Below are 21,153 nucleotides of genomic sequence, written 5' to 3' on the forward strand. Positions count from 1 at the left end.
CAAAATAAAATCAGCGCTTTTTTAAAGAAATTTGTGATATGCAACATTCTTCTTATCGAGCATTAATAGCGAAATCAGTCTTAGGATTGATTTCGCTTTTTATGTTAATACCCATCTTAGTTGTCATGCGTTCATGGCTTGAGCCAATGGCAGATATTTGGTCTCATCTGACTGAGTTTGTGTTACCTCAGGTGATGAAGAATACTCTTTTGTTGCTAGCTTTAGTAACAGTCATTGCTGGAAGCTTGGGGACTTATCTGGCATGGCTGACCAGTATGTACCGCTTTACAGGGCAAAAAGTATTTGTGTGGGCATTGATGTTGCCTTTTGCAATACCTGCTTATGTACTGGCATTTGTGGGTGTGGGGCTGTTTGATTATAGTGGTATTATTCAAACGACCTTACGGGATATGGGAGTATCGTTTCAGTTTCCTAATATTCGCAGTGCATGGGGCGCTGGTGTCATGCTCTCTTTAGTCTTTTATCCTTATGTTTATTTATTGGCACGGCAAGCATTTTTATCGCAAGGACGGCGGGCATTAGAAGCAGGACAGATGTTAGGGTTAACACATCGACAGGCTTTTTTTAAGGTTGCGTTACCGCAGGCAATGCCTTGGATTATTGGTGGGTTGTTATTAACATGGATGGAGACGCTGGCTGACTTTGGTGCAGTATCAGTATTTAATCTAGATACATTTACCACAGCGATTTATAAAGCGTGGTTTGGATTTTTTAGTTTAACCACAGCAGCTCAGTTAGCTGCATTATTGATTCTTGTTGTTTTAGTGGTATTACTGTTTGAGCGTTATTGGCAAAAACGTCGCAGTTATCTGCCCAGTGCAGGACAGCATCAACGTGTGCAATTAACTGGCTGGAAAAATCTTTGGGCATTTGGCTTTTGTAGTGTTATTTTTCTAGTATCCTTTGGTCTGCCAATGATACAGCTTATTTATTGGGTGATTGGTCATTATCATCAAGACTTGGATGGTCGTTATTGGGGCTTTGTGACTAATACGGTATTGATTGCTTCAATGACAGCCATGTTTGTGGCTATTTTAGCCATGATAGTTGCTTGGATACAGCGTCAATTTCCGACACAGTTAAATCAGCTGCTGGTTTCTTTTTCTAATCTTGGGTATGCAGTTCCAGGAACAGTATTGGCAGTGGGTGTATATATTCCAATTGCATGGCTGGATAATCATCTTATTGGTTGGGGTATTAGTGATGCTCAAATATTAAGTGGTAGTGTACTTATCATGTTATTGGCGTTATCAATACGTTTTTTAACGGTAGGATTCCAGCCAATAGATAGACAGTTGCAACGCTTAACTCCAAATCAAGAGCATGCAGCTAGCTTGTTGAGTGATAGTATATTACATCGTTGGCGACGTGTATTTTTACCGATTATTAGTCCAGGTGTGTTTACTGCACTGATTATGGTTTTTGTTGAAGTGACAAAAGAGATGCCCATTGTGTTAATGACTCGTCGTCATGGTTGGGATACGCTGGCAGTACGTGTGTTTGAGATGACCAGTGAAGGTATGTATGAGCGAGCGGCACTTCCAAGCCTGTCGATTGTATTGGTTGGTTTGATTCCAGTTATTTTTTTGATTCGCCAGTCAGATAAGCATTAGGCTTTAAGTTTAGACTGCTGGATATGTTGTGTCTGGCAAAAGCTCTGCTAAATTTTAAGCATTTTTTATTTTATTTAACATTTAAATTGATTGAAAACTATGATGCAACCAAATGACAAAAACTTATCATCTAGTGAGTTCGATACGATGACTGACTACTTTTGTGTGGACAACCTTGCTGTAAGCTTTGGTGAAACAGAGGTGGTGCGCTCATTGTCATTGAGGTTATCACAAGGTGAAATTGGCTGTTTGCTTGGTTTTAGTGGTTGTGGTAAGACGACGGCATTGCGTGCGATTGCCGGTTTAGAAACACCACAAAATGGTGTGGTTGTATTAAATAATAGAACACTGACCTCAATATTACCGAATAAGCCTGAGCAAAAAGTTGCACCTGCAAATCGTTGTATGGGTATGGTGTTTCAGGATTATGCATTATTTAGTCACTTAACTGTCAGTGAAAATATTGGTTTTGGTCTGCATCGTTGGAATAAACAGCAAAAGTTGGATCGGATACAAGAAATGCTGGAGCTGGTTGAGCTAACAGCACATGCTAAAAAACGAATCAGTGAGCTGTCAGGTGGGCAACAGCAACGTATTGCATTGGCTAGAGCATTAGCACCAAAGCCAGATTTGTTGCTATTGGATGAGCCTTTTTCCAATCTGGATATGATGCTAAGAGAGACCTTAGCCGCAAAGGTACGTGATATTTTAAAACGTACAAATACTACGGCGATTTTGGTGACACATGACCAGCATGAGGCATTTGCGATTGCCGATAAAATTGGTGTGATGCACCAAGGCAGATTGGCACAATGGGCGACCCCTAGTGAGTTATATCATCAACCCAACAGTCCATTTGTTGCAGAGTTTGTTGGTGAAGGAGCGATGATTGATGGTGTGATTGAAAATGGTATTATCAAAACAGCCATGGGAGATATTAGTCGTCAGCCAGTTCATTTCAGCTCTGATGATGTGCAACGTGCAGTTAACTCTGATAAGTTCTGTAGTAAAAGCTTTCCTAATGGTACTAAATTCAAGGTATTGATACGTCCTGATGATGTGGTACATGATGACACCAGTTCACAAAAAGCAACTGTGATGGGACGTGTATTTCGTGGGGCAAATTATTTGTATCAGCTTCAGCTCTCTAGTGGAGAGCAAGTATTATCATTAATTCCAAGTCATCATGACCATGCTGTTGGTACACAAATCGGTTTTCGTCCACTGTTAGAGCATGTGATTTTATTTTCTGGTCAGGATGTTGATACTGCATTGTGGCAACGTATCTGACTTTGAGCTGGATGCTTTAAGTTGATAGTTTTTAACTATAATTTTTAATTAAGTTTTTTAATTAGGGTGTGTTGAACATTCATCTTTAGTCTGACGGGATGGCAGGTGATAGTTCAACAGACCCTATTGCTCTATTATCTTTATCTTTCGTATTTTGCCAAGATATGTAAATATCGTCCCAACCATTTAAATGGTTCTTGCGTTGAATAACGTACTTCCATCTCAACGACTGCATTAGGGTTAGTATGACCCCCACGTTTTAGTGGTGAATAGTCATGAAATACTCGCAATCCTGATACGGATTCGATGGTAAAGCCTGCCTGCTCTAACCACATGCTTACTTCTTCATAAGATACGGGATTATTAGGAGTCAGGCTTCTTTTGTTATCCGCTTTATAGTTTGGATTATTTAATACATTGAAGTTACCCATAACGAGGTTACGATAGATAAAACTGGCTGGGTTGTAAAAACACAGTGATAGTTTGCCAGTAGGGCTAAGCCATTGTTGGAAAAAAGCAATAATATCCGCCGGTGTTGCCAGCCATTCTAATAACGCATGACACAAAATTAGGTCATACTCCCCCTGTAGTTTGTCTGCAAGTTGTTGATAAGGGCAAGCTAACCATCTGATGCTCTCTAAAAGTGTAGATTCTGTTATGGACTCTTTTGCTTTATTCAGCATATTTATTGAGATGTCATTGATGGTGACTTCATGTCCCATATCAGCCAGCTCAATAGAAATCTGTGCCAATCCTGCACCAATGTCTAAAATACGTAAAGGACGATTTTGCTCAGAGATTAGGGTATTGATGGCTTGGGAAAGGTCTTTTTTAAGGACAGCCAGCCGAATGTCACCTTTTAATCCACCATAAACTTTGTCAGTAAAATGATCGGCTATGGGGTCAAAGTTGCGGTCGCTGAGAGTAGGTTGGTTCATTAAGCTATCCTGTTTAGTTTTCTAAGGTAAGTCTAAGTTAGGTGATGACTGGATGATGATTGGGTGGAAAAATTACTCCAAATTTTATTTTAGCATTAATCGCCTATTTTGCAGATATAATGCCTGCTTTAGGGTGTAATAGCGATGCCCGAGAGAGACGAAAATGTGGTAAAATAGCCATCCATTAAAAATGAATAATTACTATTGCCCATCGTGGGTATGCAGTGCATGGAGATGTATGTATGAGCGGTTCGGTTAATCCTATTGCCATCGTTGATGAGTTGAAACAATCCTATCTTGATTATGCGATGAGTGTGATTGTGTCACGGGCGTTGCCTGATGTCAGAGATGGCTTTAAACCTGTGCATCGCCGTGTGATGTTTGCCATGCACGAGCTATCTAATGATTATAATAAACCTTATAAAAAATCTGCACGTGTGGTTGGTGATGTCATTGGTAAATACCACCCACATGGTGATACAGCCGTTTATGATGCGATTGTGCGTATGGCACAAGACTTTAGTTTGCGCTATCCGATGGTGGATGGTCAGGGTAACTTTGGCTCGATAGATGATGACCCTGCAGCAGCAATGCGTTATACCGAAGTGCGTATGACTAAGCTCACCCACCAAATGCTTGCAGACTTGGACAAAGATACGGTTGACTGGGAAGATAACTACGACGGTTCAGAGCGTATGCCCAGTGTGTTACCAGCACGTATCCCTAATTTATTGGTTAATGGTGCAACAGGTATTGCTGTCGGTATGGCGACCAATATGGCACCTCATAACTTAACTGAGGTGATTAATGCATGCTTAGCATATGCTGAAAATCCGCAGATTTCAGGTGAAGAGTTGATGCAACATATCTCAGGACCTGACTTCCCAACGGGAGGTATCATCTATGGACGCTCAGGCATTGTAGATGCTTATCGTACAGGTAAAGGGCGTTTACATGTTCGTGGACGTTATCATATTGAGCCAATGAGTGAGACAGGCGTAAATCGTGACCGTGAGCGCATTGTATTTACTGAGATTCCTTATCAAACCAATAAAGCCAAGCTGATTGAACGTATTGCTGAGCTGGTACGTGATAAAAAAATTGAAGGCATCTCTGAGATACGTGATGAGTCTGATAAAGATGGTATGCGTATAGCCATTGATTTACGTCGTGGTGAAGTTGCAGAAGTCATTGTTAATAATTTATTTTTGCAAACACCTTTAGAATCAAGCTTTAGCATTAATATGGTCGCACTAGATAATGGGCAACCTAAACTAATGACACTGCGTCAGTTGATTGCTGCGTTCGTTCGTCATCGTCAAGAGGTAGTGACTCGTCGTACTATCTATGATTTGGATAAAGCAAAGGCACGTGGTCATCTGTTAGAAGGTTTAACCGTTGCATTGGCAAATATTGACGATATTATCCAAACCATTAAGCATTCTGCTAATCGTGGTGAGGCAAGAGAGCAACTACTTGCGAAAACATGGGAGTCAGGAACGGTTGTCGCTATGCTAACAGCGGCGGGTCGTGGTGGCGATGAAGTTCGTGCTGTACGTCCTGAGTTTATTGAGGGTGAAGATTTAAATAATCCTTACGGATTGATAGAAAGTAATACTCGCTATCGTCTGTCATTAGACCAAGTTAATGCCATTTTAGAAATGCAACTGCACCGCCTAACAGGACTTGAGCAAGATAAGTTAACGGATGAATACCAAGATATTCTTCGTCAAATTGCTGCATTAGAAGCCATCTTGGCAGATTTTGACAAGCTGATGACAGTGATTAAAAATGAAATGATCGAAGTTCGTGATAACTTTGGTGATGAACGTCGTACAGATATTGTAGATTCTCGCAATGACTTTAGTCGTGAAGACCTTATCCCAGAGCAGACCGTGGTGATGACTGTTTCTCGTACTGGCTATGCTAAGACACAGCCTATTAGTGACTATGTCGCCCAGCGTCGGGGTGGTAAAGGTAAGTCTGCCACTGCGATGAAAGAAGATGATGTGATTGAGCATCTATTAGTGACGTCCACACATGCGACCGTGATGTGTTTTACTGATAATGGACGTGTCTTTAGCTTACGTGGCTTTGAAGTTCCTTTGGCAAGCCGTGGCTCACGAGGTCGCCCATTGGTCAATTTGATTGCGCTAGACCCAGATGAAACAGTCACCACCATTTTACCAATTCCAGATTTATCTGCAGATATTGCTGGGCGTTTTGTCTTCTTTGCAACCGCAAATGGTACAGTGAAGCGGGTAGAGCTTGAGCAGTTTGCTAATATTCGTTCAAATGGTTTGATAGCAATTGGGCTAGAAGAAGGTGACAAGCTTGTTTCTGCTCGTATTACCAATGGTAGTCAAGAAGTCATGTTGTTTGCGACCAGTGGTAAAGCCATTCGATTTGATGAAAATGATGCCCGTGCGATGGGACGTACTGCAAAAGGTGTGCGTGGTATGCGCTTAGAGGCTGATGAGAGTATTAAATCACTGGTTGTTCTTGATGATGACGTCAAAGAAATATTGATAGCCTGTGAAAATGGCTATGGTAAACGTACCTTAATTGAAGAGTTTAATGCTCAAAAACGTGGTGGTGGTGGTGTGATAGCCATTAAGACCAGTGCGCGTAATGGAGCATTGGTACGGGCAACAAAAGTGGATGAAGATGATGACATCATTTTAATCTCTGATAAAGGCACTTTGGTACGTACACCAGTGGCACAAGTGGCTTCAGCAGGACGTAATACTCAAGGTGTGACTTTAATTCGTCTTTCTAAAGATGAGTCATTAGTTGCCATGGCACGTGTCGAAAATAATGAGGATAATGAGCTTATCGAAGCACTGAAAGAAGATGGTTTGGCAGAAGATGGTGCAGACAATAGTGATATAGACAGTGAGGCTTTAGAAGATAAGGAATAAAAGATGAGTCAATTACATTTACATCATTTAGAAAACTCTCGCTCATTTCGGATATTATGGTTGTTAGAGGAGCTAGAGCTTGATTATCAACTGACTAAATATGAGCGTACAGCAGCATATCTAGCACCAGAGAGCTTAGAGAAAATAGACCCAACTGGTAAAGCTCCAATTTTGGAAGTGGACGGTGTGTCAATGATTGAGTCAGGACATATCATTGATTACTTAATGGCAAAATATGATACAGAATATCAGTTGCATCCAAAAACAGATGCGGACAGCTTGGTCTGGCAAGACTATGACTTTTGGATGCACTATGCAGAAGGCTCAATCATGCCATCATTAGTGATGCGTCTGGTCTTTCATAAAATTGCTGAGAAAGCACCTGTATTAATTAGGACAATTACCAGAGGTATTCGTAAACAGGTTGAAGCAAACCTTATTGCAAAAAATATTAATACAGCGCTGGATTTGGTAGAAAAGCAATTAAGTAATACACAATGGTTTGCTGGTAGTGAATTTAGTGCGGCTGATGTACAAATGGGGTTTGTCATTGAGGCTGCAAATGCAGGTCATGCGTTAGATAAAAGCAAATATGCCAACACACTGAACTGGTTAAAACGTTGTCAGGCACGTCCAGCATATCAACGTGCTGTTGAAAAGGGCGGTAAGCTTAATTTTTGAGTGTGTGCATTGGTAAGCTAACTGGTTTAGATGCTATATAGTATGTAGCAAGTAACATATAGTTCGTAGTCATTAGTTAGTAATTAGTAATAAGGTGGATTGATAACAATTCACCTTATTTTTTTGGCAAAAATAAATGGTTGTTGTGGAGGAATCATGAATATAGTCAAAAACTACTAAATGGCTACGATGTTGACCTTATTTGTTGTACTAACTGTACTAGCTACACTCAGTCACCTTGTATCTGTTTTAGTCTTCTTTGACCATACTATTATAGAGGCGTGACTTATTGGTAATATTTTTTATTTGACAATAATAAATATTTTTAATTTTTATATTGAAATTGAAGGTAGATAGCCTCATATAATTTAAAAGAGGCGATAATATTGTTTACATAATTTCACTACGATAGTGGATATTTGTCATAGTGGATAAAGTTTGTTTTCTGTATAGTGATAGAGCAACATAAAGCATTTAATGAATGCTTTTGTAGCAAATACAAGGGCTATTAAGAAATAGATAAACAATATTGTCTAAGAAAAATTTATATTATAAGGATACTAAAATGAGATTTGAAAAATTTACCCAAAAGTTGCAAGCTGCTGTACAACAAGCCCAGAGTCTTGCTGTAGGTCGAGATCATACAGGAGTAGACCCCATTCACCTAATGGCAGCATTGCTAGAAGATGAAGCAAATATTGCTATTTGCCAACAAGCAGGGGGGAGTGTACCCGCTTTAAAAAATGGTGTGGCAAAGGCTTTGAATAACCAAGCTACCATTAGCAATCCAACTGGTGATGTGAGTTTAACGCCTAGCTCAGTAAAAATTCTAAACCTTGCTGATAGACAAGCACAAAAAGCAGGAGATGATTTTATTGCAACAGAGTGGGTGCTATTAGCTTTAGCAGAACAGGGCGATACTAAAAAGATTTTTACTGATGCAGGCGTGACAGCAAGCCAGCTAAAAGCTGTGATTGAACAGTTACGTGGAGACCAAACCGTGAATAGTCAAAATGCAGAAGATCAAAGAGATGCGTTAAATAAATATACCATTAACTTAACCGAGCGTGCTGAGCAAGGGAAGTTAGATCCCGTCATTGGTCGAGATGAAGAAATACGTCGTACCATTCAAGTCTTGTCACGACGCACCAAAAATAACCCTGTATTAATCGGTGAGCCAGGGGTTGGTAAAACGGCGATTGTGGAAGGTCTGGCGCAAAAAATCGTGAATGGTGATGTACCCGAAGGCTTGCGTCGTAAAGAAGTGTTATCTTTGGATTTGGGTGCATTGATTGCAGGTGCAAAATTCCGTGGAGAGTTTGAAGAGCGCCTTAAAGGGGTATTAAATGACCTTGCTAAGCAAGAAGGTAATGTTATCTTATTTATTGATGAGCTACATACCATGGTAGGTGCAGGCAAGTCTGATGGTGCGATGGACGCAGGTAATATGCTGAAACCTGCATTGGCACGTGGTGAGCTACACTGCGTTGGTGCAACCACGCTAGATGAATATCGCCAGTATATTGAAAAAGATGCAGCTTTAGAGCGTCGTTTCCAAAAAGTGTTGGTTGATGAGCCAACAGTTGAAGATACCATTGCTATTTTGCGAGGACTCAAAGAGCGTTATGAGTTACATCATGGGGTTGATATTCAAGACAGTGCGATTATTGCAGCAGCACGTATGAGCCATCGTTATATCACTGATCGCAAACTACCAGATAAAGCAATTGATTTGGTTGATGAGGCCGCTAGCCGTCTACGTATGGAGATGGACAGTAAACCTGAAGCACTGGGTAAGTTAGATAGCCGTTTGATTCAACTGAAAATGCAACGAGAAGTGCTGAAAAATGAAGATGATGCAGGTGCAAAAGCTGAAATGCAAGTGCTGGATGAGCAAATTGAAGCATTAGAAAAAGAGTATGCTGATTTAAATGAGATCTGGCAAGCAGAAAAAGCATTGGTCAAAGGTAGCCAACAGCTTAAAGATGAACTGGATAAGGCTCGTATTGCTTATGATAAAGCCAGCCGTGAAGGTGATTATGAAACCATGTCCAAGTTGCAATATGAGACCATACCACAGCTAGAAAAACGCATTACTGAGTCTGATTTGGCTGAGCAAAAAGAGCAGTCAGGAGAAGTTTCTGGTATTAAGCTGTTGCGTAATAAAGTGACAGATAATGAGATTGCTGAGGTAGTTAGTGCAGCTACAGGTATTCCAGTTGCAAAAATGATGCAAGGTGAGCGGGATAAAATGCTGGCAATGGAAGAGAAGTTGCATGAGCGAGTCATTGGACAAGATGAAGCAGTACAGTCCGTTGCTAATGCCGTTCGTCGTAGCAGAGCAGGGTTATCAGACCCCAATCGTCCATCAGGCTCATTCCTATTTTTAGGACCTACTGGGGTGGGTAAGACTGAGCTGACCAAATCTTTAGCAAACTTCTTGTTTGACTCAGAGGATGCGATGATTCGTATTGATATGAGTGAGTTTATGGAGAAGCATAGTGTTAGCCGTTTGGTTGGTGCGCCTCCAGGGTATGTGGGCTATGAAGAAGGTGGGGTATTGACTGAAGCAGTGCGCCGTAAGCCCTATAGTGTTGTCTTGTTTGATGAGGTAGAAAAAGCACACCCTGATGTGTTTAATATCTTATTGCAAGTGCTTGATGATGGGCGCTTAACTGACTCACATGGGCGAGTGGTGGACTTTAAAAATACTGTCATCATTATGACCAGTAACTTAGGCTCACATAAAATCCAAGAGATGGCAGGTGATGAATACGAGGAAATCAAAGCGGCTGTGATGGAGTCAGTCGGGCAACACTTCCGCCCAGAGTTTGTAAACCGTATTGATGAAATAGTCGTTTTCCATCCACTAGGTATGGCACAAATGGCAGGTATTGCGGATATTCAGCTAGCACGTTTGCGTAAGCGCCTACAAGAGCGTGATATGGATATTGTATTAGCCCCTGATGCAATGAATAAATTGGTTGCAGTAGGCTATGACCCTGTATATGGCGCACGTCCACTTAAACGTGCTATCCAGCAACAGATTGAAAATCCATTATCTTTGCTATTGTTGGCAGGTGATTTTGTAGCGGGTGATACTATCAAAGTCGATGTTGATGACAATGATGAGCTGAGCTTTAGTAAAGCATAATGATATAGCGCATTATTTTTAGATCTTGCTTTTAAAATAGTTGTTTAGTCAGATAATCTCATCACTTAAACAAAGTGGTGAGATTTTTTTATATACTCAATTAAGTAAGATGATAAAATCAAAAAAAATATAATTTTTTTGAAAAAAACATTTGACACTGAAGCTCAAATCTATATAATACACACCCACAGCAAGGGTGGTTAGCTCAGTTGGTAGAGCGTCTGCCTTACACGCAGAATGTCGGCGGTTCGAACCCGTCACCACCCACCACTTGTTGTAAACGACCTAAGCAGCGGTAGTTCAGTTGGTTAGAATACCGGCCTGTCACGCCGGGGGTCGCGGGTTCGAGTCCCGTCCGCTGCGCCATATTTCAAAACTAGATTTTAGACTAAAAGTTTAAACAAGTTTCGCCTCAAGTATCCCCTTACTTGGGGTTTTTTTATGTCTGTAGGTTTTTGGTTTGTCAGGAGTTTATGATATTTTGGGTGTAATGATGAGTTGGATTATTGGTCTTAGGTACTTTTAAAAATGCCTCTCTATATTTTAATTTAATTATAAAATAAAATTAGAAAAACCACGGTGACCATCTGCTCTGTAGCCAACTGGTGACCATTTTGTGACCAAAGCTATTAAAAACTAGTATCAAGAAGCAAATCTTAATTATCAAAACAATTTAGTTCTTTATTATTTAGAATAGGCACAGCAATCGGAACTTTATAAAACTTAGTAAAGCCTTTAATTGCATTTCCATCTGTTAAGCTATCAGGTAGCTCATTTCCCTCTCTTTGGTCCGTATAGATAACCACACAGCTAACCACGTTCATGGTTTGCACCTCTTCTGTATGATAACCTAATTTATTTAATATACCTTTGTCTCTTGCATAGCCACTTATTTGTCTAATATCTTCAATGATATTACTTAATCCTCTGTCCTTTTGATAAGTAGGTTTGTATTTTGCATCAATAATAAGTGGCTGTACGTCATCTATGAGTAAATAATCGGGGCTTCCGTAGCTACCTTTGGCTTGAAATATAATCTTCTCTGCATATTTGTCTTTTAAAAGTCCCAAAACATACAGCTCAAAAAGCTTCGACATATCTATCCAGAATGGCGGTACAGTTGTCTCTTGTGTAGTGCTATTTTCAATTTCATTAATATGATAGCCAAAGCGCTTAAGAATGATTTGAGACAATGTTAGTGCTTCTTGATACTCTTTATAAAATGGATTGCGCTTAGTGGCTTTCATTTCATGCAAGTTTACTTTATCACTAACCATCTCAAATGCAGGCATACAGAAATCCATTAGATGTTTCATTGAGTGGTGATATTCTGGACACTTTGCCAAATAACGTTGAACAAACTTTAATGTACGTTTTAAAACCCTATTTTCAACACTATTAAATCCAAATTCATCATAGCGACAGTATGTGTTAGTAGGTTTGTTTCTGGTCAGGTTTTTATTTATATTCTCAGCGACTAATACCCTGCCTTTAATCTTACAAGTAAGATTATGCTCAACCTTATAATAAGATTGCCGCAAGCCTTTACGCACAATATCTTTTACTAACTGAAGAAACTGCATGATTAGTAGCGGTGTTAATAAATCAAATTGTTGATTTATTTCGATAAAAGGTTCGTTTAGCTTAATGTGGTATAGATCTTTGGTGTTTTTAGCGATATCACCATGAGTCAAACATGAGTGAAGCATGCCAAGATAATCAATTTGTTTATCACCCTCATTAATTTTCGGTGCAACATAAATGGCTTGTTGGTTCTTAACAAGCCAGTCTGCACCGATAAAGTATGACATTTTAAGTGATTGACTGCCTCTACCATAAATAACCTGAACGCAACGCTCATTGTTTATGTTGTCTTGAAAAAATATATCTGATACTTCTATACCTTCACAATCAAAGTCTATCTGATTGTGTTCTCGTATGGTCTCTAAGTGGTTAAATTGTATTAGCTTAGACATGTAAATTTCCTACAATGTCTTTAGCACTATCTAATAAGATGCCATCTTTTATATACTCATATAGTATCGGCTTAATCTCATAGTTAAGCTTTTGTCTAAGCTCAATAATAAAATCTTCATCAGACATATTCTTATCAGATGCAATAAAGTAGCTATGCCCTATACGCACATCGTTAGCATCAAAATCTGCTGACAGATAAGTATTATCGAATAGCTCCATTACCTCATTGTACAGCCTTTTAGCCTGTTCATTTTTCACAACATTAACGTTAGGCAAAACATTATAGAAAGCAAAGCGTCTGCGAATGGCATAGTCGATATGACCAACTGAGCGATCAGCTGTGTTCATAGTACCAATGATATATAGGTTTTTAGGCAATTTAATATTTCGTGAATTATTATGCTCATACATCGTCTGTATAGACTCACCACGATATTCAAGCGTATAAATAAGTTCTCCTAACACTGACGGTAGATTGGCTCGATTAATCTCATCAATTATTAGCACATAGTTACCATTAGGATTGTCGCAGGCTTCTTGGGCAATTTCAGCGAGTTTTTTATTTTCGACATGATAACTAATATTGCCCTCATCACTACTAGCAACTATGCCTCTGACAAAGTCCTCATAGGTATAAGCCGGATGAAATTGGATAATTTCATATTTTCCCTGTGCTTTAACTTCATTTGACTGTGTCAAATCCTGCCCAGACTTTAAATCAAAGTTATCCCAAATAATACGAGCAAACTCATTTTTCGTTATCTCAATGTTAAATTGCTTCTTTTTATCTAAGTATATTTCTGTCAATTTTTTATTTTTATCGAGTAAACTTAGACTCTCATCATAGCCTTGGAGTAACTTCAATGCGTTATCAATCGCTGTCTCGCTATTAATTGGGAAGTACACTTCTGGATAATAGCTTTGCAATACCTTAAGTACGAAACTATTGCCAAAGCGCTCAAAAGCTTGTGCCGTATTATGATTGTTGACTAGATCATGTAGAGTCTCGGCAATCATCTTCATGGCGAGATCATCATTTTCTATATCTTCAACGAAACCATGTTTACTATAAATATCCTTAGCTTTGCTCCAATATATCTTATAAGAAAGCGAACTACCGGGGAAATAGTAGCCCAAGCTTTGTAATCCTCTTTCTATCCACCAACAAAAAGAGTTATTTTCACCTGTCCCTATGCAGTAACTTTCTAAAGTAAGATCTTTGAGTTTTTCCCTAGGAAATGTATTATGAAAACCTGATAATAACTGTTGACACTTTTCACGCTCAAATTCAGTTTCTGTACTATCAGCATCAAATGATTGAATCAAGTCATCAATTATCTGATCTGGCGTTCCTTTATTTTCGGGCTGAATGATACGTTCTGCCACTAATTTAGCCAGTCTAGTTTTACCCGTACCTGGAGGACCTTGCAAAATAACTTGGTGTTTATATTTTAGAAGGTTAATTACTTCATTAATGTCAGAGTCACTCATAACTTTTTCATACCATTTTTTAATTGAGTTATTAGTTGGCGCACTATTATTAGAAGCCATATCACATCTTGTTAGAGCAGCTGTTGGAGCTATATAATAATCATATGCCTTATTATACCAATCAAGTATTTCAACTTTTCGTCTCCGTTGAAACCAATCTAAATCCTGATTAATATTCTTCTCAAACTTATAGTCGCCAACAACTTTAGTTAAAGCTATTATCGTACCTCCTCTTTTTATAGCGACAATATCTCCGATTTTCATTTGTTTGGCAAATTTGTATTCTTGTATTTTATCTTCATCTGGATCTTCCCAAACTCCAATCCCTATATAGCTAGTTTCTTCTAGTACCCTTCTCTCTCTACCCCAAGATAAATTATCAGGATGCAACTGCATATGCCAAAAATTCATTATTTATTCCTTATTTATATTTTTGCCTTAAGTATGACCGTTCAATATTAGCACCCATCTCAAAATTTTAATAAATAGTTTTAGCGAGAAACAAATCTTAGCATTATCTAAATTTCTAAGCTATAGTCATTTCAGATAATACAGCTACTTTTGTACCTATCCCCTAAAATAACACAGCTCAAACATAGAAATTCTTATAAAATATCTATAAGGAGTTTTAAAATGAGTAAACAAATGACAGAGAGTCAAATAGTATCGATACTAAAAGAAGCCGATGCAGGAATACCCGCCAAAGAGCTATGCTATTCGACTAAAGATAAAAATAGGCTGTAAGACCAGTTGTAATGTTCGGAAGATTCTCTTACCCAGACTGCTGAAGGTTGATTGGAGTGAGTCTTTCTATAAAGTTTGTCCTGTCTCTGTTCATCTAGATCATCCACATCTAGCACTCGGTGTGTAGTGGATAATAGTTGAACTGATTCACGTATCATTTTGCCCACATGTTTGTCTACATGACAATCGGCAGCCTCTGTATCATTATCAAAAAATAAAGTGCTCATTTTTTCTTCTAATAACATGAAAGTATTTCATTTTTAGACAGAGGGTTAAACCAAAGCTCTTATCACATCACCTTATACCTACTTTAGTACTATTTGACTATGACTATAACAAAAAACACACCTTCTTGGTTCTTGGGTGTGTTTTTTATCAAAAATAAATTATAAGGTTATGGCTTATCTAAGCTAACACCAACTTAACGTTAACCCAGCTTTTCTCTAAATTCTAGTACCTGCTCTGGTACAGCATTTTGGGCAATCTCGGTGAAAACCACCCCTGAAGTATCTACATTACTATCGCCTGATGTCCAATAATCAGAAGGTAGTACAGCAATGCTTAGCTGTGGGTCTTTAAAGATGATTTCGTTGTCTCGGCGTATACCAACAACCCATTGATAATGTTCAGCGGTATTTTTGATGGGCTGATAGGCTTCATCAGAGACATCACCTTCTCGCTCATCAAAAATAAGACCGGCAATATTTGCATCTTTAAAAGCACGTAACCAGTCAGCACAATAAATGGCTGCATTTTCAGCAGAGTCATCATCAAATTCATGCTCATCATCTGGCTTGGCTGCACGAGCAGTCAGATAAAGCATTTGTAGCGGTGATGGCATTTGTACCAATACGGGTACACGCTGGGTTTGCACAGTTGAGGCAACCAATGCACTGACAGCAGCTTTAAAGTCATCATTACCCATAAAGGTTTTTAGAGCATAGCCTGCCCGACTTTTTTCTCCCATCGCACTGGTCAGTTGCTCATTATCGGCAAGCTCTTGCATAATCATTTTGTCAATGGAGATGACGGATACTTCAGGCTTTAATAATGCTGCCGTTTGGCTTAAGTGATTGGCGTAGGCAGTTGCGTCATGCCATGGAATGGGTTTGCCTTGGAGCAAGACTTTTTGTGCATAGTCTTCGGCATTGATAATAAGTTTGGTATTAGTGGCTGAATCGTTTAATAAGTTTCTTAATCTATTTGGCATGATAATGTCCTTATTTATCAGGTTTTTGTTGTCTTCCTTAATGCATTGTTGGGACTTGACCACAAAAGCCAAATCCCAACGCACAGCGAAAAGTATTGCTTACACAACGTCTCTCATTGTTAGGTGAGATGTTGAATTTCGAGACCAAGGTCTGCTTCAAGCTCACGTACCCGAGCTTCAAGCTCTTCAATCCTAAGCACATGACGGTTTGGAACAGTGACCAATGGTAACTCATTTAGTTTACCATGAACTCGCTTCGGTTTGTTGTTTTCCCATATGGTAGCGTATAGCTCTTCGTCGTCATCTTGTCCCCATGAGCCGTAGTAGAATAAATCTTCTGGTGGCTCATCTTTGACATGTGTTTTCATAAACTCATCATAAGGCACGCCACGTTTTAGACGAGCTTGACGCTCTTCGTTACGCAGACGTTCTGTTGCCTCTTGGTCAACCACAAAGGTTTCTTCATCCCAAACAACTTTATAGATGTTGGTTGCGGTATGTGCTGAGATACGATTGAGTTGCAAGTCGTCCATCACAAGCTCTGGGTCACGCTCTAAGATGTCACCATAGCCACCACCAGAGCCTTGCGAAATCATGTACAGCTCACCTTCTTGGCAACGCTCAAACTGTAAGCCCATGTGATAGGTGATGTAGTCGCCACCTTCAAAAGGACGCTCATTCATGATGCGTTCAATAGATAGGTTAAACTGGCTGGGGTCATTTTTAATAATCTCATAGATATTAATATTTTTGACTATGGATAATGGATATGTTGGGCAACCATAACCACCAAACATTCCACCAACACTGGAGAACTTCGCACCAGAAGTAACGGTCATAAAGCCCCACTCAGGTGTGTTACGAGCAGCAACAATCATCTCATAGCCCATACCACCGCGATATTTACCAAAGCCTTGGTTGTCACGGACGATACGTTTTGAGACAAGCTGTAGGAAGGGTACTTCTTCTTCCATCACTTCTTGCTCACCAGTATCAGCCATGGCACAGAATAGAGGAGCAACAGCGTCTTCGCCATCTTTAAAGGCTTTTGCACCACCACCCATACCATTTAAGTCTGCACACAAGTTACCAACTTGTTCACCATGTTGTGTTTCACCACCCCATAAGAAGTCATTAATCTGGTTAAACCATGGAGCAATGACGTTGGCGTATTTATTAGGCATTGAGAACTGTAGTTTTGCATAAGCAGCTTGCAATGCAGTAAAGCCACGGAACGATGCTTGCAAGTTTTGTCCTGTTGGTGCGTCATAGCTACAGTCAGCCCATGTACCTTCATCACTGATAAACTCAATCGGTGATAATGCCCCTGTTGAGCGTGGTAGGTCAGGCCACCAATAAGATAATACCGCTTGGGCAAAGAAGGCTTTGGTCGATGCTAGTGGTGAGTTAATCGCACGGTTTAGGATTTCAGGACCTGTACCACGCAAGTCACAAACCATTGTGTCGCCTTTAACGGTGATTTTACAGGCAAACTTAATCAAGATGTTTTCTTTTAAGGTTGAGTCAACAAACTGATTAACAGTGACCGTACCATCTGGCATGGCATCAATACGGCGACGTACTTCTTCTTCCACGTCCTCAACGGTCATGCGAATCGCACCGATGAATGCGTCTAGACCATGCTCTTCGATAGAGCGGTCAACGATTTCCATCACACGGCGTACCGCACCCATTTTCACTTTAATATCCGCAAGCATAAGCTTAGGGTCACGTGTTGAGTGCTGTAAGAAGGTTAATAAGTCACGGCGTACTTTACCACGCTCAACGATTTTCATTGGTGAGCCACGTAAGCCATCATCAAATGGGGTTTCTGAACCTGATGGCATACCACCCGGCTCACAGGCACCGTTTTCACCTTCGTGAATAGTTGCACCTACCCATGCCACCACTTCACCATTACGGATAACGGGTGTTAGTAGTGATTGGTCAGTGTTATGCACACAGCCAAAGCGTGCATCATTATGGAAGAAACCATCACCTGGGTTGATACCAACGGTAGGCTCATCTTTCCAGTATTTCATGATGTAGCGAATGGGGTGATGCAGTACCGCTGAGAAGGCGATAACACCACGGTTTGACATATAGCAAACGTCACCTTGTGCAGTATAAACGGCAACTGATAAGTCCGCCCATTTCGCACCCGGAGCTGCCCCCATACTTTCACACATCTCGAAAGCTTCATCGAGTGAACCAACCAATCTGCGACGAATACGGTCGTATAAAATGGGGTCACTACCTTTAGCGATGACTTCTTTTTCTAGCTCAGAACGCTCTGAGATAGAGTGGTGACGCATAATTTCTGGGTCAGGACCCAAAAACAAGGTCGTTTCATTCATGAAATCTTCAACCCATGCTTTTTCTTCATCGGTCAATTCACGTTTTGGATTGTATGTATCTGTAGTCATGGTTATCTCCCTATGATTTTTTTGCACTACCTTGAGTAGCGTTGTCCTTTAATAGCCACACTGCACCTTGAGGTGTGGGCTCAATCCGCCAGTTTCTTTCAATCAGATACGTCGTACTTTCTGTCGTAATAATGGCAGGTCCATGTACCACATATTTCTCACTTAATGCTGTGGCATCATAAACAGGCGTTTCTACGGCTTTATCTTCACCAACGAAGTGAGCTTTACGATGAGTCACTGGTGTCGGCTCAGTACGCTCTCCTGCGTACTCCAATTCATCAAAGCGTACCACTTCACCATCAATGTATGAGGCAACACGAATGGTTTGCACACGTACACCAGCTTCTGGGGCTTCGATACCTTTACCATAACGGTCAGCATAGATGTCAGAGAATGTACGGATAACATGCAATACATCACCAACGTTTTCAATGCGATTGATATCTAGAGCAACCGAAGTGGTGACACGTTGGTTACCATAACGCATGTCTAGCTCTAAGCCATGCTCAACTTTTTCCACATCATAGCCTTGACGGACTAAGTCTTCACGGCCTTTTTTCTCAAGCTCTTCGACATAACCGTTAAAGCGGTCATATTCATCAAACAAGGTGCGTGATAATGGCTCATATAGCACCACATAAGCACTACGCTCATGAATGTGCAATGGTTTCATGTTACCTGCACCCAGTGCTGAGAATACTGAGGCAAATGGAGGGAATAAGATTTTTGAAATACCAGCTTGGTTGGCAATACCACAAGCATGTAATGGACCATTACCACCATAAGCAACCATGGTGAAGTCTTCGACCACACCACCGTTACTTCTTAGCTCCATCTCGATACCAATCGCCATTTGCTCATCAACACTGCGTTTGATGATTTTAGCAACTTCAATGACGTCTAAATCAAGCTCATCACAAAGCTGTTCTTCAATCACAAAACGTGAACGTTTTGGATTTAGCTTAATAAAGCCATTGGCATAGTTTTCTGGGTCTAAGTAACCAAGCAGTAAGTCAGCGTCAGTTACGGTTGGGTATAAGCCACCACGGTCATAACAGGCAGGACCGGGGTCAGAACCTGCTGATTCAGGACCAATTTTCACAGCTTTGTGAATACGGTCAAAGCTGGCAATCGAACCACCACCTGCACCTAGCGTATTTAGGTGAATCATAGGTACACAGACTAACCAACGTCCAATAACAGGATGGAAGTCATAGTGCTTAACACCACCTTCAGGCACCAGACCAATATCAAATGATGTACCACCCATGTCCATAGTCACAACGTCACCAATACCAGTACTTTCTGATAAATGCTGAGCCCCACCAACCCCTGCGATAGGTCCTGAGTGGATGGTTTGTAGTGCGTCAGTTGAGTTTGACTGAGCCATACCGCCTGAGTTATGCACCACAAGCATGGGCTTTTCATAACCTGAAGTACGCAAGTTACCTGATAACTGGTTTAAGGCATTAAACATGATGGCGTGCAAGAAAGCGTCAATAATCGCTGTTTTTGCCCGTACATATTCACCTTTACGACCAGATACTTGGCTACTTAAGATGACTGGAATTGAACCCAATTCGTGAGCGGGATATTCTTCCAAGATGGTTTCTAATACCAACTGTTCATGCTCTGGATTTTCTGTCGCATTAACCAAAGCAACCACAATCGCTTCTGCACCGTTACTAATCAGCTCACGTACCTGTTCGCGTACGTCTTCTTTTTGTAGTGGTACTAGCACTTCACCGATGGTATCAATACGCTCTTTGATGGAACGTACCATGTTGCGAGGTACGATAGGCTCAGGGCGTTCTGCATCTGCCATATCCCCTTGTTTGATAGGGTCTAAACCTTCACCATAGCCTTTTGAGCGTGAAATGTGAATGGTGTCTTCAAAGCCATGAGTGACGATCGCAGCAACACGAGGACCTTTACCTTCAATCAAAGCGTTAGTACCCAATGTGGTTGCATAACGTACTGAATCGACTTCTTTTAACACTTGCTCACGCGTTAAGCCGGCACGTTTACACGCATTATCAAGTGCGTTGTTAAACCCTAAAGCTAAGTTGTGGTGAGTGGTTAGTGACTTTGACTCAATGTATAAGTCGTCCCATGCGAAAAAGCAGTCGGTGAATGTACCACCAATATCAACAGATATTCTTTTCATAATGTTCTCCCCCTTTATAGTTTTTTCGGTGCACGATGATGACCATGACCGTGATGACGACAGCCTTCACGTAAGTCAACTTGTGCATTTTCACCTGGACCATAGTTAACAATTTCTTCAGGATCTTCGCCAATCTCTTCCCAACGGCGGCGTAAATCGTCGATATCCCAAAGCATATCAATGGTGGGCGGGTGTCCTGGTGGTACATACTCAGTTTCGATTTGTGTACCACAACCGGGGCAGTAATACTCGTAGATACGGCAATAATTCGGATCTGGCGAGAATGTATATTTGTAACGTTTTGGATCAATTACTGGTGGGTGAATCTCTTCTGGGTTACGGTCGTAAACCAATGTACCTTTTTTATAGGTATCTCGAGCATCACCAAAATCATGCTCACAGATACGACATACCCAACGTTCGCTGTCTAAATCGATCAGCAAATACTCTGTCATTGGAACTCTCATTGAATTTTTCCTTCTATTAGATTTATTTCCTAGTTGGCTTTTACTCTAAATAT

13 protein-coding genes and 2 tRNA genes are annotated in these 21,153 nt (G+C 40.5%); 7 read left to right on the forward strand and 8 right to left on the reverse strand.

The window, feature by feature from the left end; all coding sequences use genetic code 11:
• The first annotated feature begins 38 nt into the window (after positions 1-38).
• Together FHK88_RS05170 and FHK88_RS05175 are read left to right on the forward strand one after the other, a co-directional pair.
• Positions 39-1,634: an ABC transporter permease gene (locus FHK88_RS05170; RefSeq protein ID WP_227428757.1), complete on the forward strand. Its 1,596-nt coding sequence runs from the start codon at positions 39-41 to the stop codon at positions 1,632-1,634.
• Positions 1,635-1,736: 102 nt separating this feature from the next.
• Positions 1,737-2,924: an ABC transporter ATP-binding protein gene (locus FHK88_RS05175; protein WP_413680419.1), complete on the forward strand. Its 1,188-nt coding sequence runs from the start codon at positions 1,737-1,739 to the stop codon at positions 2,922-2,924.
• Between the two features lie 140 nt (positions 2,925-3,064).
• On the opposite strand, the gene FHK88_RS05180 is transcribed toward FHK88_RS05175, so the two are convergent.
• Complete coding sequence (locus FHK88_RS05180; protein ID WP_227428758.1) at positions 3,065-3,862, reverse strand: methyltransferase domain-containing protein; 798 nt, start codon at positions 3,860-3,862, stop codon at positions 3,065-3,067.
• A gap of 242 nt (positions 3,863-4,104) precedes the next feature.
• On the opposite strand from FHK88_RS05180, the gene gyrA reads away from it, so the two are divergent.
• The 5 genes from gyrA to FHK88_RS05205 all read left to right on the forward strand — a co-directional run bounded on the left by gyrA (position 4,105) and on the right by FHK88_RS05205 (position 10,984).
• A complete protein-coding gene (gyrA, locus tag FHK88_RS05185) occupies positions 4,105-6,783 on the forward strand; it encodes a DNA gyrase subunit A (protein WP_227428759.1) in 2,679 nt (892 codons plus the stop codon).
• 3 nt (positions 6,784-6,786) lie between these two features.
• The gene (locus FHK88_RS05190) at positions 6,787-7,464 is read left to right on the forward strand and encodes a glutathione S-transferase (protein ID WP_227428760.1); all 678 of its coding nucleotides are present in this window, start codon (positions 6,787-6,789) and stop codon (positions 7,462-7,464) included.
• Positions 7,465-8,029: 565 nt separating this feature from the next.
• Entirely contained in the window at positions 8,030-10,618 is a 2,589-nt protein-coding gene (gene clpB / locus FHK88_RS05195; protein WP_227428761.1) for an ATP-dependent chaperone ClpB, read from the forward strand.
• A gap of 194 nt (positions 10,619-10,812) precedes the next feature.
• Positions 10,813-10,888: transfer RNA gene (locus tag FHK88_RS05200), tRNA-Val, on the forward strand.
• 19 nt (positions 10,889-10,907) lie between these two features.
• A tRNA-Asp gene (locus tag FHK88_RS05205) sits at positions 10,908-10,984 on the forward strand.
• Positions 10,985-11,274: 290 nt separating this feature from the next.
• Here the strand turns inward: FHK88_RS05205 and FHK88_RS05210 are convergent.
• The 7 genes from FHK88_RS05210 to FHK88_RS05240 form a co-directional block, all read right to left on the reverse strand.
• Positions 11,275-12,429 (reverse strand): McrC family protein, encoded by a 1,155-nt coding sequence (locus tag FHK88_RS05210; RefSeq protein WP_227429695.1) that lies wholly within the window; start codon positions 12,427-12,429, stop codon positions 11,275-11,277.
• 157 nt (positions 12,430-12,586) lie between these two features.
• Positions 12,587-14,497, reverse strand: a complete 1,911-nt coding sequence (locus FHK88_RS05215) for an AAA family ATPase (RefSeq protein ID WP_227429696.1) — start codon at positions 14,495-14,497, stop codon at positions 12,587-12,589.
• 302 nt (positions 14,498-14,799) lie between these two features.
• Positions 14,800-15,075 (reverse strand): hypothetical protein, encoded by a 276-nt coding sequence (locus FHK88_RS05220; RefSeq protein WP_227429697.1) that lies wholly within the window; start codon positions 15,073-15,075, stop codon positions 14,800-14,802.
• A 182-nt stretch (positions 15,076-15,257) separates the two neighbouring features.
• Positions 15,258-16,040 carry a hypothetical protein gene (locus FHK88_RS05225; protein WP_227429698.1) on the reverse strand — a complete coding sequence of 261 codons (783 nt, stop codon included), beginning with the start codon at positions 16,038-16,040 and terminating at the stop codon, positions 15,258-15,260.
• A 119-nt stretch (positions 16,041-16,159) separates the two neighbouring features.
• Positions 16,160-18,466: a hydantoinase B/oxoprolinase family protein gene (locus FHK88_RS05230; protein ID WP_227429699.1), complete on the reverse strand. Its 2,307-nt coding sequence runs from the start codon at positions 18,464-18,466 to the stop codon at positions 16,160-16,162.
• 10 nt (positions 18,467-18,476) lie between these two features.
• Positions 18,477-20,633, reverse strand: a complete 2,157-nt coding sequence (locus tag FHK88_RS05235) for a hydantoinase/oxoprolinase family protein (RefSeq protein WP_227429700.1) — start codon at positions 20,631-20,633, stop codon at positions 18,477-18,479.
• Positions 20,634-20,647: 14 nt separating this feature from the next.
• Entirely contained in the window at positions 20,648-21,100 is a 453-nt protein-coding gene (locus tag FHK88_RS05240; protein WP_227429701.1) for an acetone carboxylase subunit gamma, read from the reverse strand.
• Positions 21,101-21,153 lie beyond the last annotated feature (53 nt).

Source organism: Psychrobacter sp. I-STPA6b (genome assembly GCF_020662265.1).
In the GTDB taxonomy this organism is placed as follows: domain Bacteria; phylum Pseudomonadota; class Gammaproteobacteria; order Pseudomonadales; family Moraxellaceae; genus Psychrobacter.